This is a genomic window from Magnetospira thiophila, assembly GCF_054657015.1.
Genome location: NZ_BAAHXF010000002.1, coordinates 1323524 through 1336650, shown reverse-complemented (window position 1 = coordinate 1336650; position 13127 = coordinate 1323524). Strand labels below are relative to the sequence as shown.

Here is a 13127-nt window from a genome sequence, read left to right as displayed (position 1 = left end):
GCGAGATGCGTGGCAGCGACGTTTGGACGGAGAGCCTGTTTTCGTATGTGAGTTGCGAGGCGCGGGTTCCGGCGAGCCATCCGCTCCGACCGATCCGGGCCATCGTCGATGAGGTGCTGGAGGTCCTGTCGACGGATTTCGAGGGGATGTACGCGAAGGTGGGTCGCCCCTCGATCCCGCCGGAGAAGCTGCTCCGTGCCCTGCTGTTGCAAGCCTTCTATTCGATCCGCTCCGAGCGGCAGTTGATGGAGCAGGTCGGCTACAACCTGCTGTTCCGCTGGTTCGTGGGGCTGTCGATGGATGCGCCGGTGTGGGACGTGACGGTGTTCACCAAGAATCGCGACCGGCTGTTGGAAGGCGAGGTGGCGACCAAGTTTCTGTCGGCGGTGGTGGCGCAGGCGCGTGGCCGCGACCTGCTGTCGGACGAGCATTTCTCGGTGGACGGGACGCTGATCGACGCCTGGGCCTCGATGAAGAGCTTCCGGCCCAAGGATGGCGGCGATCCGCCTCCGGGGCCGGGGCGCAACGGCGAACGCGATTTCCGCGGCGAGAAGCGCTCGAACCAGACCCATGCCTCGACCACCGATCCCGACGCCAAGCTGTACCGCAAAGCCAACGGCCAATCCTCGCGCATGGCCTTCATGGGCCACGTGTTGATGGAGAACCGCAACGGCCTGGTGGTCGGCGCCATGGTCACCCGGGCCACCGGCACCGCCGAGCGCGAGGCGGCCCTGTCGCTGGTTGATGGCTTGGCCGCAAAGGGCCGCATCACCCTGGGCGCCGACAAGGCCTACGACGTCCGCGAATTCGTCCGCGATTTGCGGGTCCGCAAGGTCACGCCCCATATCGCCCGGAACGAGCAGGTGACCGAAACCGGTGACGTGCGCCGCCGTAGCGCCATTGATGGCCGCACAACCCGCCATCCCGGCTACGCCATCAGCTTGCGCATCCGCAAGCGGATTGAGGAGGTCTTCGGCTGGGCAAAGACCACCGGAAATTTGCGCAAGACCCGCCACAAGGGCACCGACCGCGTCGACTGGGTCTTCACCCTGACCGCCGCCGCCTACAACCTCGTCAGGCTGCCGAAGTTGATGGCTGCGGCATGACGATACCCGGACTCTGCCTCAAATCGGCAGAGTCCGGGGAAACCGGCCGCAAAAGCGGCCCGCACCCCCTCGCCGAGGCCACTGAATGGCACCGACCGATGGGGAAAGGGGCCGACCTTCCGCGTTTTTCCGCAGCCTGTTAAGCCGACTTCGAGTTTTTCGGCGCTCTGAGGCTTGACCAACCGCCCGCCGGTTTCAACGACCATCCGTCCTGTCAGGGCGAAGAACCCGACGATGAGTTCCGTTTCGTCGGAGCAGGTCAATGAATCAAGATCCATGGACGGCTCACCAGATGGGCGCCTTGTCGACTCCGGGGGTCATCGCCGCGCTGGAGCCGATCTTGCAGCGCGGAGCGTCGAACCGGGCCACCCAGGCAGCGAAGTCCAGCACCTCCGCCGGGCGCATGACGCAGGCCTCGTTGGCCCAGGGATGTCCCAGTTGCAGGAGTTGGTGTCCCATTTCGTGGGCCACCATGGCTCCGGCATAGGACAGGGCTGCTTCCCGCCCGTAGCTGTCGCCGTTGCGCAGTTCGCGGATCAGTTGGTCTTCCGAGAGATAGGGAAACAGTGTGACCCAGACCGAGGCGCCGAGCCGCGATTGGGGGTTGTATTCGGTCGAGCCGCCGGTGATGCCGCCGCGGATGGAGGTATGGACCGGAATCGACATGTATTCGACGCTGGCCACCAGTTGGTTGGTCAGCACAACCTCCGCCGGAACACCCTGCCGCGCCATAAGAGACCAGTAGCCGTACTCGTTGAGCGGCAGGTCCGGGCGTCCGGGAACGGCCCCAACCACCGGATGGCCGTCCTCCAGGGTGGCGCTGGTCCAGTGAGCCAAACGGGCCTTGAAGGTGTCGATCACCGCGTCGGCGAAGGCGTCGAGGGAATCCTCCACCGGCGGTCGGATGAGGTGCGGGCGGGCGAAGGCGATCTGCTTGTCCAGGGGGTCGGTCTGCTTGCCGATCTGTTCGACCAGCGAGTCGCGCACCGCCGCCCAGTCCACCGCGCCGTGGCGGAAGTCCCCGATCAGGCCGTCCAGGAAGTCCGGCTTCTCGGCCACCAAGCGGGTGAACAAGCCGTCGATGGAAATGGTCGGGATGGTCTCGGGCAGGTCGACCCGGATGCCGAAATGCTCGTCCACCAGCTTGGCCGCGCGGTCCATGACGAAGCGCAGTTCAGCCTGGGAGACCTTGGGGAATCTGGGGTTCTCCACGTAGAGGACGCGGATCGATACCTGCCGGTCGACGATGTCGGGCAGGGCGACGATTTTCTCCTCCGCCTGTGCCGGGCCGGACCACGGAAGAGCGTTCGATCCCAGTAAGGCGAGTCCCAGCAGGGCGATTCGGGTGGCAAGGCCCACGGTAACAATCCATTTCTCGTTGAGCGGCCTCTACCCTATCCGGGAAGCGTATGACCGGCAAACCATTTCGGCCTTTTCGCACCGCGCGTCACTTCAGCCCGATTTCCAACAAGTAGAGGAGCATCCGTTTCTCGAACCCCTCGAAGCGGCTGAACTCCCGGAGCGCACAGCAATGAAAAAAAACGATCCCTTAGGGACCCCGCGACGAGCCCTTGCCGGTTGCGGAAGCCCCACCGGTCTTGCGGCCCGCGCGCCATCCGATTAAGCTTCGCCCGTCCGTGCGAATGACTTCGCCACTGCACGAGGGGCGCACCCCTGCGGATACGCCGCCGTCGATCCGAAAGGGACCGACCGCGCGTACCGTCAACCGGCTGCAAGAGGGACCGAGCATGTCGAAAATCAAAGTCGTGACCCCCGTCGTCGAACTCGATGGCGATGAGATGACCCGGATCATCTGGGATTTCATCAAGCAGAAACTGATTCTGCCCTACCTCGATATTGATCTGAAGTATTACGACCTGAGCATTCAAAAGCGCGACGAGACGGACGATCAAATCACCGTCGATTCGGCGCACGCGATTCAGAAGTACGGCGTCGGCGTCAAATGCGCCACTATCACCCCGGACGAACAGCGGGTCGAGGAATTCAGCCTGAAGAAAATGTGGAAGTCGCCCAACGGCACCATCCGCAACATTCTCGGTGGCACCGTGTTCCGGCAGCCGATCATCTGCAACAACGTGCCGCGTCTGGTGCCTGGCTGGACCAAGCCCATCGTCATCGGCCGTCATGCCTTCGGCGATCAGTATCGCGCCACCGATATGGTGGTGCCGGGGCCGGGCACCCTGACCATGAAGTTCGTCCCGGCTGACGGCGGCGCACCCATTGAGCATACGGTCTATGAGTTCCCCGGCGGCGGCGTGGCCATGTCCATGTATAACCTGGACGAATCCATTCGCGGTTTCGCCCGGGCCTGCATGAATTACGGCCTGGACCTGGGCTGGCCGGTCTACCTGTCGACCAAGAACACCATCATGAAAGCCTATGACGGGCGCTTCAAGGATCTGTTCGAAGAGGTCTTCCAGGCCGAATTCGCCGACAAATTCAAGGCGGCGGGGATCACCTACGAGCATCGGCTGATCGACGACATGGTGGCCTGTGCCATGAAGTGGGAGGGCGGCTTCGTCTGGGCCTGCAAAAACTACGACGGCGACGTGCAGTCCGACACAGTGGCCCAGGGCTTCGGCTCTTTGGGGCTGATGACTTCGGTGCTGATGACCCCCGATGGCAAGACCATCGAGGCGGAAGCGGCCCATGGCACGGTGACCCGTCATTACCGGCAGCATCAACAGGGCAAGGAAACCTCGACCAATCCCATTGCGTCGATCTTCGCCTGGACCCGTGGCCTGTATTATCGCGGCATGTTCGACAATACGCCGGACGTGGTGGCCTTCGCCGAGACCCTGGAAAAGGTCTGTGTCGATACGGTCGAGGCCGGTCACATGACCAAGGATCTGGCGCTGCTTATCGGCCCCGATCAGCCCTGGCTGACCACCCAGAAGTTCCTCGCCAAGCTGGACGAGGGACTACAGGCGGCGATGAAAAAGTAAATTATCAGACGTTCAAAAAAACCCGGAACCCCATGGCTCCGGGTTTTTTCATGTTCAAGCCATGGCCCAGGCCTGGCGAATGACCCGTTTGGCGTTGGCGATGACCAGGGCCGAGGATTCTTCGGCCAGCAAGGGACGCACTTCGGTGCTGACGATGGTCGGGTTATCACTGTTCAGCAATCCCATCTTCAGCAGCAGGCGGAAGAACTCGCCCACCTGCGGGGTGTCGATGGAGCCGCCGGGGACGCCAAAGCGCGGTTGCAGGTCGCCATAGAGGAAATGCCCTTCCTCAACCACGCAGTTGCCGATATGGAACTGCATGTTGAATTTCTTGACCATGTTCAAGGCGGTTTCCGGGTCCTCGCGCAGCAGCGGGAAATGGGACAAGTCGGCCAGCACGCCGAAATTGTCATGCGCCTTGAACACCGGTTTGGCCACATCCCGGGTGTCGGAGAAGGTGCCGATCAGCGCCGCCTTGTCGATGTCGCGGTCGAATACTTTCAAGGTCACCTTCATGTCGCCCTGGGTCTTGGTATAGGCGCAGATCTCGTGCAGGAATTCCTCGAAGATCTTTTTGGCATCCTCACGCTTGTCGTCGCCCGGGTCCTTGCCCGACATCACACGGATGTTGCGGGCCCCCAGTTGGTAGGCCTCATCGACACAGCCCTTGATGATTTTCCATACCCGCTTGCGCTCGGCGGGATCAAAATGGTGGGCATTCAGCTTCTGCGGCAGCACGGTGGGCTGGGTGGCATAGCAGACGGTCATGCCCGAGACTTCGAGCATCTTGCGGGCCCGGTCCCGTTCGCGCACGTCCTTGACGGGTCCCACTTCGACCACCGTCCAGAAATCGTCCTCGCAGATCTGTTCCAGGGTCGCCACATAGTCGCGGCCCTGCATCACCTGTGGAAAAGCCTTGAAATGCACCAGTCCCGGCTGGATGTAGCTATAGAGATTGTCTTTCATCGGGGTGACTCCTTGTCTTGTAGGAAATCGAAATCGCAGCCTTCGTCGGCCTGCAACACCGTGTCGTAATAGAGCTTCTGGTATCCCCGGCGGGGCGGGGCAACCTTCGGGGCGGCGTCGAGTGCGGCCCGGCGTTTGGTCAGTTCCGCCTCGTCCACCAGCAAATCAATGCGCCGTTCGGCGACACTGAGGCGGATGCGGTCGCCATTTTTGACCAGAGCCAGCGGCCCCCCCGAGGCGGCATCGGGGGCCACATGCAAAACGATGGTGCCAAAGGCGGTGCCGCTCATGCGGGCGTCGGAAATGCGCACCATGTCCTTGATCCCGGCCCGGGCCAACTTGGACGGAATGGGCAGATAGCCGGATTCCGGCATCCCCGACGGGCTCTTCGGCCCGGCGTTCTGCAACACCAGGAAATCGTCGGCGGTCACATCCAAGTCTGGATCGTCCACCCGTGCCGCCAGATCGTCCAGCGAGGAAAACACCACCGCCCGGCCTTCCTTCTCGAACAGGGTATGATCGGCGGCGGAGCGCTTGAGGATCGCCCCCCGCGGGGCCAGGGAGCCGAACAGCGCCACCAGACCACCCATCGGCTCCACCGGAGTGGTGGCGGCGGAAATCACCTTGCGGTCCACATAGGCTCCCCGTTCCGCCCCCAGGCGCGCACCAAGGGTCTCGCCGGTGATGGTCAGACAGTCCAGATGCAGTTTCGGTTCAAGTTCCCGCAGCACGGCAGACATGCCCCCGGCGGCGAAAAAGTCTTCCATGTAGGCATGGCCGGTGGGCTTGAGATTGACCAGCACCGGGGTGTCGTCGGACAGCGCGTTCATACGGTCCAGGGAAATCTTGATCCCCAAGCGCCCGGTGATGGCGGCCAAGTGAACAATGGCATTGGTCGATCCGCCGATGGCCAGCAGCACCCGCAGCGCGTTTTCGACCGATTGTTCAGTAATGATCTTGCTGGGCGTGAGGTCGGAGCCGATTAATTCCACCGCCCGCTTGCCGGTGGCTTCCGAGGCGCGCAACCGGTCCGCATGGACGGCGGGAATGGCGGCGGTGCCGGGCAGCATCATGCCCAGGGCCTCGGTGATGCAGGCCATGGTCGAGGCGGTGCCCATGACGGCGCAGGTGCCGGCCGTGGTCGCCAGCCCGCCCTCGATGGTCTGGATTTCCTCCGCCGAGACTTCCCCGGCGCGATATTTGCCCCAGAAACGGCGGCAGTCGGTGCAGGCCCCGAGACGTTCGTCGCCATAGCGGCTGGTCATCATCGGCCCGGCAACCAGTTGGATGGCCGGTTTGCCGGCACTGGCCGCGCCCATCAATTGGGCCGGGACGGTCTTGTCGCAACCGCCCATCAGTACCACCGAATCAATGGGCTGGGCGCGGATCATCTCTTCCGTGTCCATGGCCATCAGGTTGCGATAGAACAGGCTGGTCGGGTTGAGGAACACCTCCCCCAGGGACACGGTGGGGAATTCCAGCGGCAGGCCGCCCGCCGCGATGACGCCGCGCTTGACCGCCTCCAACATCTCCGGGAAATGCCGGTGGCAATTGTTGAAGCCGCTCGGCGTATAGGCGATGCCGACAATGGGCCGAGCCAGCATTTCACCGGAAAAGCCCATGGATTTGGCGAACGACCGGCGCAGATAGACGGCAAATCCGGCGTCGCCGTAGTTGGTCAGGCCTTGTCCGAGGCCGGTCGGTTTTTTTTGATCGCTCATACTATTACAGCTTCATCTTGATGTATTTGGGTTCCAGGTAGTCCATGATGCCCAGGGACCCGCCTTCGCGGCCCATGCCGCTTTCCTTGATGCCGCCGAACGGCGCTTCCGCCGTCGCCAGCAGCATTTCATTGACCCCGACCATGCCGCATTCCAAGGCTTCGGAGGCGATATGGGCGGTGCGCAGGGAGGAGGTGAACACGTAACCGGCCAACCCGAAGGGCAGCGAGTTGGCCCGTTCCAAAACCTCGTCCAGGTCCCGGAAAGTGGTGATGGGGGCGACCGGCGCGAACGGTTCCTCGATCATGATCTTGGCGTCATCGCCGACCCGCCCAAGCACCGTCGGTTGCAGGAAATAGCCCTTCTCCAGGCCCTTCGGGGTGCCGCCCCCGGCCAGCAAATCGGCCCCGCGCCCGGTGGCGTCGGCAATCATCTCCTTGGCGGTGGCCAGCCCGCGCGCGTTGGCCATCGGGCCCATCTGCACTCCGGCATCCAGGCCGCGCCCGACCTTCAGGCCATTGGCGACTTCGGCGAAAGCTTTGGCGAAGGTGTCATAGACATTTTCATGCACATAGAAGCGCGACGGCGAGATGCAAACCTGACCGCAGTTGCGGAACTTGGTGGCGGCACAGGTACGGGCTGCCGCTGCGGCGTCGGCATCGTCGAATACCAGCACCGGACCATGGCCACCCAATTCCATGGTGACCTTTTTGACCCCGTCGGCGGCCATATGCAGGATCTGCTGGCCCACCGGCACCGAGCCGGTCAGCGAGACCTTGCGCACCACATGGGATTTGATCAGGTACGGCGAGATCAGGGACGACTCGCCGGTGACGAAATTAACCACCCCGGCCGGAACCCCGGCATCATGGCAGGCCTGAATCAGCGCCATGCAGGAGCCGGGGGCCTCGCCCGCCGGTTTGACGATGATCGCACAGCCCGCACCCAGGGCGGCGGCGATTTTGCGCGCCGGAAGCAGGGCGGGGAAGTTCCAGGCCGAGAAGGCCGCCACCACACCGACCGGCTGATAGCGCACGGTCATCCGCACATCCGGGGTGCGGCCTTCGATGGTCTGGCCGTAGATACGCTTGGTTTCTTCCGAATACCATTCGAACTGATCGGCGGCGGCGTTGGTTTCCGCCTGCGCCTCGGCCACCGGCTTGCCGGTTTCCGCCGACATGATCTGTGCGATGGCCTCGACCCGTTCGCGAATCAGCACCGAGACCCGGCGGATGATCGCGCCGCGCTCCCAGGGGTTGGTGGTCCGCCAGACCTTGAGGCCCTGTTGCGCCGAGGCCAGGGCAGCATCCAGGTCGCCGGTGGTGGCGGCCGGGATGGTGCCGAGCACCTCCTCGGTGGCCGGGTCATAGACCTTTTTGAGGCCCCCGTCGGATGCCTTGTGCCACTTGCCGTCGAAATACAGTCCGTATTGTTCGTACATGGTTTTTCCTCAAATATCCTGGTCTTGCCAGCGTTTTTGAACGTCGTCGCACCAATTGCCCACATTCCAGGAGCCATAGGCCCCCATACCGCCGCGTTCATCCTCGCCCGCATAAACGGGCACATGGACCACCGACAGGCCGTCATGGGCATGGGCCTCGGACAGGGCGGCGCGCAGAGCATGACCATCGCCGCTGCCATCCACCGCCCGCACCCCGCTCACGGCAGAGGCCATCTGCACATAATCCACGACCACCGAATCGTTGGTTCGGTAGTCGTGGCCGTATTGCGCCCACTGCAAGCCGGAAATGGCGGCCATGCGGCGGTTGTCGAAAATCACCACCATGCCCCGCGCGCCATGCTCCACCGCGTCGATCAGCACCTGCGGGTTCATCATAAACGAGCCGTCGCCGGTGAACGCGATGGCATATTGCGGCGCGTCGGCCAGGCCGCCCGCCGTCACCGCGCTGACCGCGAAGCCCATGTAGGAGGCCCCGGTTTCGGTGTAGGTCTCGCCGGGGGCATCGTCCTCGACGATCTGAAAACCGTTGGCCTGCACGTCCCCGGCGTCGAACAACTTGACCGCCCCCTGGGCCTTGGCGAAGTCGGCGACGATCTTGAGGGCGGCGGGTTGGGTCAGCAAGGGACGTCCGAAGGCCGCATCGACCAACGGCGGCGTATTGTAACGACCGGTTTTGAACGCTGTCCATTCGGCTTTCTTGGCCGCGCAGGCATCGAGCCATTCGGCCCGCTCGGAAAGATCCAGAGACCCGAGAGCAGCCAACAGCTTGTCGATGGTCGCCCCGATATCCCCTTGCAGGGCTATGGTGCGGTTGTAGTGGGCCACGTCGGCCAAATCGGCGTTGATATTAATCACCGCCTCGGCCTTTTCGAAGCCGATGCCGGAGCTGTCCGCCTGACAGACCCCGCGCGAGCCAATCACAACAAGGAGATCCCCGTTGGCCATGGCGTAATTGCCGGAGATGGAGCCCTTGGAGCCGCCCACATGCATGTTCTGCGGATGGGCGTCAGGCAGCACGCCGGTAGCCCCGGGGGAGAGGGCCACCGCTGCCCCGCAGGCCTCGGCCAGTTTGCGGATGTGGTTTGGAGCCGCCCGCCCGCCGCCGCCCACCTTGAAGACGATCCGCTTATGGGCGCGGAGGGCCGCCGCAGCGGCGGCGAAAGCCCCGTCGTCAGCCGAAACCAGAGGCGGCACCGAAAGTTTCTCCGGCAGTGCCGCCAAATTCACATGCAGGGTCTGTGGCTGGGTATTGAGCGGCAACAGGATATAGAACGGTCCGGCCTTGGTCGGATGGTGCACCCGCCCGGTGCCCCGGCGCAGCATGTCGCGCAGGGCCTGCGGCGTATGCATGACATAGCTTTCGCCCATGGTCCGGGTCAGCGCCCCATAGAGTCCCTGCTCGGGCTTGGGGATCTGTTGCATGTTGTAGCCTTCGCCGTGGGTCGTCTCATCGCCATAGATATGATAGACGCCGACCCCGTTGGAAGCGGCGGCCAACGACCCGGCCATGGCCTGCAAACCGCCGGGACCGATGGAGGTGACCACGGCGGGCACCTCGCCGTATTGCCAGGACAGGGCCGTCGCCGCATGGGCCATGGCCACCTCGTTGCGGAAGTTCCAGGTGCGCACTACGCCCGCTTGTTCGTAGATGCGCAACACCTCGCCCAGATCGGTAGAGCCATGGCCGAGAATAGCCAGATACTTGCGCACCCCCTGTTTCAACAGGCCGAGCACCAACCCCTCGGACAGGGTGATGTCCAAATGTTTGTCCAGGTCGCCTGCGGCAACGGCGGCATCCACACCGCCGTGCCGGGCAATGGCCCGGGCACGGTTCTGGATGTTTTGAGAATGATTGCTGTCCATATTCGATGCCTTCACTTAAGGGGCGTTCTTGGTGAATTTCTGTTTCTTAGCCCGCTCCCGACGTGGCTCGAAGACCAGCGACCAGAGGATCGACAGGGCGGCGAGGCTAAGGAAAAAGATGCTGTAGGGGGAGGAGAAAAAGATGCTTAGGTCCCCCTGTGAGGCAGTCAGGGCGACGCGCAGGTGTTCCTCCAACGGCACGCCGAGCACCAGGGCCAGCAACAAAGGCACCACCGGCATGTTGAGCCACTTCATGCCCAGTCCGACCAGGCCGAATGCCAGCATCACCCAGACGTCAAAGAAGGAATTGCGCAGGGCGTAGCTGCCGATGACGCAAAGCAGCCCGATGGTTGGCATCAGCAAGGTGCGAGGGATCGCCAGAACCTTGATCAGAGTGCCGATCCCGGCCAGAGCAATGATCAGGTTGAAAATATTGGCCCAGAAGAAAGAGAAAATCAGCCCGTAGGCAAAATCCCCGTGTTCCAGGAACAGCATCGGCCCCGGTGCCATGCCATGGACCATCAAGGCCCCAATCAGGATGGCTGTCACCGGATCGCCAGGAATGCCCAGGGTCATCATCGGGATCAAGGCTCCACCCGCCACCGCGTTGTTGGCCGATTCCGGGGCAGCGATGCCCTCGACGGCCCCTTCACCGAACGTTTCCGGCTTCGGAGCGGCCTTTTTGGCGTAGTCGTAGCTGATGAAGGCGGCTATGGGCCCCCCGGCCCCCGGCAGCACACCAAGAAAGGAACCGATGGGGGCACCGATGGACATGGGCACCAGCATCCGTTTCAGATCCGACAGCGCCGGAAACACCTGCCGCAGCCCGAAACGGCGGGTCTTGTCGGGCTTGAAGGTGATCTGGGTGCAGACATTCTCGACCAGTTGCGGAATGGCGAACAGGCCGATCATGGCGGTCAGGAAATGAATGCCCGACAGCAGGTCCGCATTGCCGAAAGTGAAGCGGGCCGTGCCCATCATCGGGTCCTGGCCGATGGAGACGATCATCAGGCCCAGGGCAGCCGACAACAATCCCTTGATCAGCGACTTGGCGGCAAAACTGCAAATCACCGTCAGCCCAAAGAACACCAGCGAAAACAAATCGGCGGCCCGGAAATCCAGGGCCACGTCGGCCAGAAACGGCGAAATCAGGTACAGGCAGCCGAAACTGAACAGCCCGCCGACGAAGCTGGCAACAATGGCGACGCCAAGAGCGCGGGCCTGCTCACCGCGTCGGGTCAGCGGATAGCCGTCCATGGCGGTGGCCGAGGCCGAGGGGGTGCCGGGAATATTGAGCAGAATGGCGGAGAAACTGCCGCCGGTCATGCCTGCCACGTAGAGCCCCAGCAGCAAGGCGATGGACAGATTCGGGTCCATGGCGAAGGTCATCGGCAGCACGATGATCAGGCCGGTGCTGATGGTCATGCCGGGGATCATGCCGACCACCAGCCCCAGCAGCACGCCGATGGCGGTGGCGGTCAGGTTGCCCAACTGGAGCGCCTGGAAAAAACCGAGGGTGACGTCGCTCTCCATGACGCCCTCACATCCACTGGGCGTGCGGCAACACGATGCCGAAGCCGTCACGGAACAAATAGAACAGGACCGTCGGGACGGCGACCGACCAAAGCAACAGGCGCAGCCAGCGACGGTTTTCGCACATCAACATCAGGCCGGCGAAAAACGGGATTCCGGCGAACAAAAAGCCCAGATAGGGCAGGGCGAAGATGAACAGCGCGACCCAGATGATCAGCAGGGTTCCCTGCAGGGGGAAGACGATTCCCGGCGTCACCTCCCGAGACGTGCGCAACTCGGTCAGGCCCTTGAAAAACAGCGCCGTGGCCAGCAGAACCATGAAAATGGCGATAAGATCCGGAAAAAAGGCCGGACCGGGAACGGCCATGCCGCTCCGGGCCGGGAGCCCCGAGGCGAGCAGACCATAGCCGATGCCCAACATCGCGAACAAAAGACCGGCGATGATGTTTTTTACGGGCATGGTCATGGTCTCGGCTCCCCTCGTTGCTTTATTGTGGTTGCTTGAGTTTCCTTACTTTTTGGCCTCGGATTGATAGAGTCCGGCGTCGACCATGATCTGCTTCACCTTGGCGTCTTCACGGCTCAGCATGGCGTTGAACTCTTCAGGTGCCATGGTCTCGACGGTGAAGCCGTTCTTGTCGGCGAAATCCACGAAAGCCGGGGAATGGGCGGCCTTGATCATGGCGTCGGCCAGTTTGGCCTTGATTTCCATGGGCGTGCCCTTGGGGACGGAGAGCCCCCGGAACAGATCCAACTCGGCCTTGTAACCGGCCTCCTCGGCGGTCGGCACATCGGGAATCAACGGATTGCGTTTGCTGCTCGGCACGGCGAGGAACCGGATCTTGCCCGCCTTGGCGAGGTTCCGGGTGGAGGAGACTGGGCCGTTCATGGCATCAGCCTCGCCGGAAAGCACGGTGGCATTGCGTCGCTTGACCCCCACCGGCAGATGGATCGCATCACAGCCGATGGCATTCATCACCGCCAGGGACGCCAGATGGGTGGCGCTGCCGGTGCCCGAGTTGGCGATCTTCAATGTGCCCGGGTGTTCCTTGCAATAATCGGCGAATTCCTTAAGCGTCTTCCAGGGGGCGTCGCCTTTCACCGCGAACGGCATCGGCTGGTATTCCACCTGTCCCAGGTGATCCAGGGCGTCATGCTGGAAGGGGACATTGCCCAGATTGGTGGTGGTCAGGATGGAGGTGGAGTTCCAGGCCATGGTGTAGCCGTCGGGCGCGGCATTCTTGACGTAGGTGTAGGTCACGGCACCGCCGCCACCCGGCTTGTTGACCGGCACCACCGGCACGCCGAGAATCTTGCCCATTTCCTCGGCCAGCAGGCGGCCTTCGATGTCGGCGCTACCACCCGCCCCGAAGGGAATAATCAGTTCGATCGGCTTGTCGGGGAATTCGGCCCGGGCCACCCCGGCGAAGGTGCCGAGGGCCACCGTGGCGGCCACGGCGAGCAAGGCGCTGCGTCGGGAAAGTGTCTTGAAATGTGTCATTTGTCGTCC

General features: G+C 63.0%; 11 protein-coding genes. 2 read left to right on the top strand and 9 right to left on the bottom strand.

Features of this window, described 5'->3' with window-relative positions:
• Positions 1 to 5 precede the first annotated feature (5 nt).
• Positions 6 to 1106 (top strand): IS5 family transposase, encoded by a 1101-nt coding sequence (locus ACYQ1P_RS16015; RefSeq protein ID WP_460018622.1) that lies wholly within the window; start codon positions 6 to 8, stop codon positions 1104 to 1106.
• Here ACYQ1P_RS16015 and ACYQ1P_RS16010 read toward each other — a convergent pair.
• Positions 1064 to 1384: a hypothetical protein gene (locus ACYQ1P_RS16010; RefSeq protein WP_460021344.1), complete on the bottom strand. Its 321-nt coding sequence runs from the start codon at positions 1382 to 1384 to the stop codon at positions 1064 to 1066. The genes ACYQ1P_RS16015 and ACYQ1P_RS16010 overlap by 43 nt on opposite strands.
• Positions 1385 to 1391: 7 nt before the next feature.
• The gene (locus ACYQ1P_RS16005) at positions 1392 to 2465 is read right to left on the bottom strand and encodes a hypothetical protein (protein ID WP_460021343.1); all 1074 of its coding nucleotides are present in this window, start codon (positions 2463 to 2465) and stop codon (positions 1392 to 1394) included.
• Positions 2466 to 2854: 389 nt separating this feature from the next.
• Between ACYQ1P_RS16005 and ACYQ1P_RS16000 the strand changes: the two genes are divergently transcribed.
• Positions 2855 to 4072, top strand: a complete 1218-nt coding sequence (locus tag ACYQ1P_RS16000; RefSeq protein ID WP_460021342.1) for an NADP-dependent isocitrate dehydrogenase — start codon at positions 2855 to 2857, stop codon at positions 4070 to 4072.
• A 54-nt stretch (positions 4073 to 4126) separates the two neighbouring features.
• Here ACYQ1P_RS16000 and ACYQ1P_RS15995 read toward each other — a convergent pair whose 3' ends face one another.
• Genes ACYQ1P_RS15995 through ACYQ1P_RS15965 form a run of 7 tightly spaced genes read right to left on the bottom strand, consistent with a single transcriptional unit; the run spans position 4127 to position 13118 of the window.
• Positions 4127 to 5038 (bottom strand): sugar phosphate isomerase/epimerase family protein, encoded by a 912-nt coding sequence (locus tag ACYQ1P_RS15995; protein WP_460021341.1) that lies wholly within the window; start codon positions 5036 to 5038, stop codon positions 4127 to 4129.
• A complete protein-coding gene (locus ACYQ1P_RS15990; protein WP_460021340.1) occupies positions 5035 to 6759 on the bottom strand; it encodes an IlvD/Edd family dehydratase in 1725 nt (574 codons plus the stop codon). The genes ACYQ1P_RS15995 and ACYQ1P_RS15990 overlap by 4 nt, the downstream gene beginning before the upstream one ends.
• A gap of 4 nt (positions 6760 to 6763) precedes the next feature.
• Positions 6764 to 8200 carry an NAD-dependent succinate-semialdehyde dehydrogenase gene (locus ACYQ1P_RS15985; RefSeq protein WP_460021339.1) on the bottom strand — a complete coding sequence of 479 codons (1437 nt, stop codon included), beginning with the start codon at positions 8198 to 8200 and terminating at the stop codon, positions 6764 to 6766.
• Between the two features lie 9 nt (positions 8201 to 8209).
• Positions 8210 to 10084, bottom strand: coding sequence for a thiamine pyrophosphate-dependent enzyme (locus tag ACYQ1P_RS15980; protein ID WP_460021338.1), 1875 nt, complete (start codon positions 10082 to 10084; stop codon positions 8210 to 8212).
• 15 nt (positions 10085 to 10099) lie between these two features.
• Positions 10100 to 11617, bottom strand: coding sequence for a tripartite tricarboxylate transporter permease (locus ACYQ1P_RS15975; RefSeq protein ID WP_460021337.1), 1518 nt, complete (start codon positions 11615 to 11617; stop codon positions 10100 to 10102).
• A gap of 7 nt (positions 11618 to 11624) precedes the next feature.
• Entirely contained in the window at positions 11625 to 12083 is a 459-nt protein-coding gene (locus ACYQ1P_RS15970) for a tripartite tricarboxylate transporter TctB family protein (RefSeq protein WP_460021336.1), read from the bottom strand.
• 45 nt (positions 12084 to 12128) lie between these two features.
• Positions 12129 to 13118 carry a tripartite tricarboxylate transporter substrate binding protein gene (locus ACYQ1P_RS15965; protein ID WP_460021335.1) on the bottom strand — a complete coding sequence of 330 codons (990 nt, stop codon included), beginning with the start codon at positions 13116 to 13118 and terminating at the stop codon, positions 12129 to 12131.
• Positions 13119 to 13127 lie beyond the last annotated feature (9 nt).

Excerpts from the sequence above, each read along its gene's own strand:
- ACYQ1P_RS16000 (WP_460021342.1), top strand. The coding sequence starts at position 2,855 with ATGTCGAAAATCAAAGTCGTGACCCCCGTCGTCGAACTCGATGGCGAT.
- ACYQ1P_RS16015 (WP_460018622.1), top strand. The coding sequence starts at position 6 with ATGCGTGGCAGCGACGTTTGGACGGAGAGCCTGTTTTCGTATGTGAGT.
- ACYQ1P_RS15980 (WP_460021338.1), bottom strand. The coding sequence starts at position 10,084 with ATGGACAGCAATCATTCTCAAAACATCCAGAACCGTGCCCGGGCCATT.
- ACYQ1P_RS15970 (WP_460021336.1), bottom strand. The coding sequence starts at position 12,083 with ATGACCATGCCCGTAAAAAACATCATCGCCGGTCTTTTGTTCGCGATG.
- ACYQ1P_RS16010 (WP_460021344.1), bottom strand. The coding sequence starts at position 1,384 with ATGGATCTTGATTCATTGACCTGCTCCGACGAAACGGAACTCATCGTC.
- ACYQ1P_RS15990 (WP_460021340.1), bottom strand. The coding sequence starts at position 6,759 with ATGAGCGATCAAAAAAAACCGACCGGCCTCGGACAAGGCCTGACCAAC.
- ACYQ1P_RS15985 (WP_460021339.1), bottom strand. The coding sequence starts at position 8,200 with ATGTACGAACAATACGGACTGTATTTCGACGGCAAGTGGCACAAGGCA.
- ACYQ1P_RS15995 (WP_460021341.1), bottom strand. The coding sequence starts at position 5,038 with ATGAAAGACAATCTCTATAGCTACATCCAGCCGGGACTGGTGCATTTC.
- ACYQ1P_RS15965 (WP_460021335.1), bottom strand. The coding sequence starts at position 13,118 with ATGACACATTTCAAGACACTTTCCCGACGCAGCGCCTTGCTCGCCGTG.
- ACYQ1P_RS15975 (WP_460021337.1), bottom strand. The coding sequence starts at position 11,617 with ATGGAGAGCGACGTCACCCTCGGTTTTTTCCAGGCGCTCCAGTTGGGC.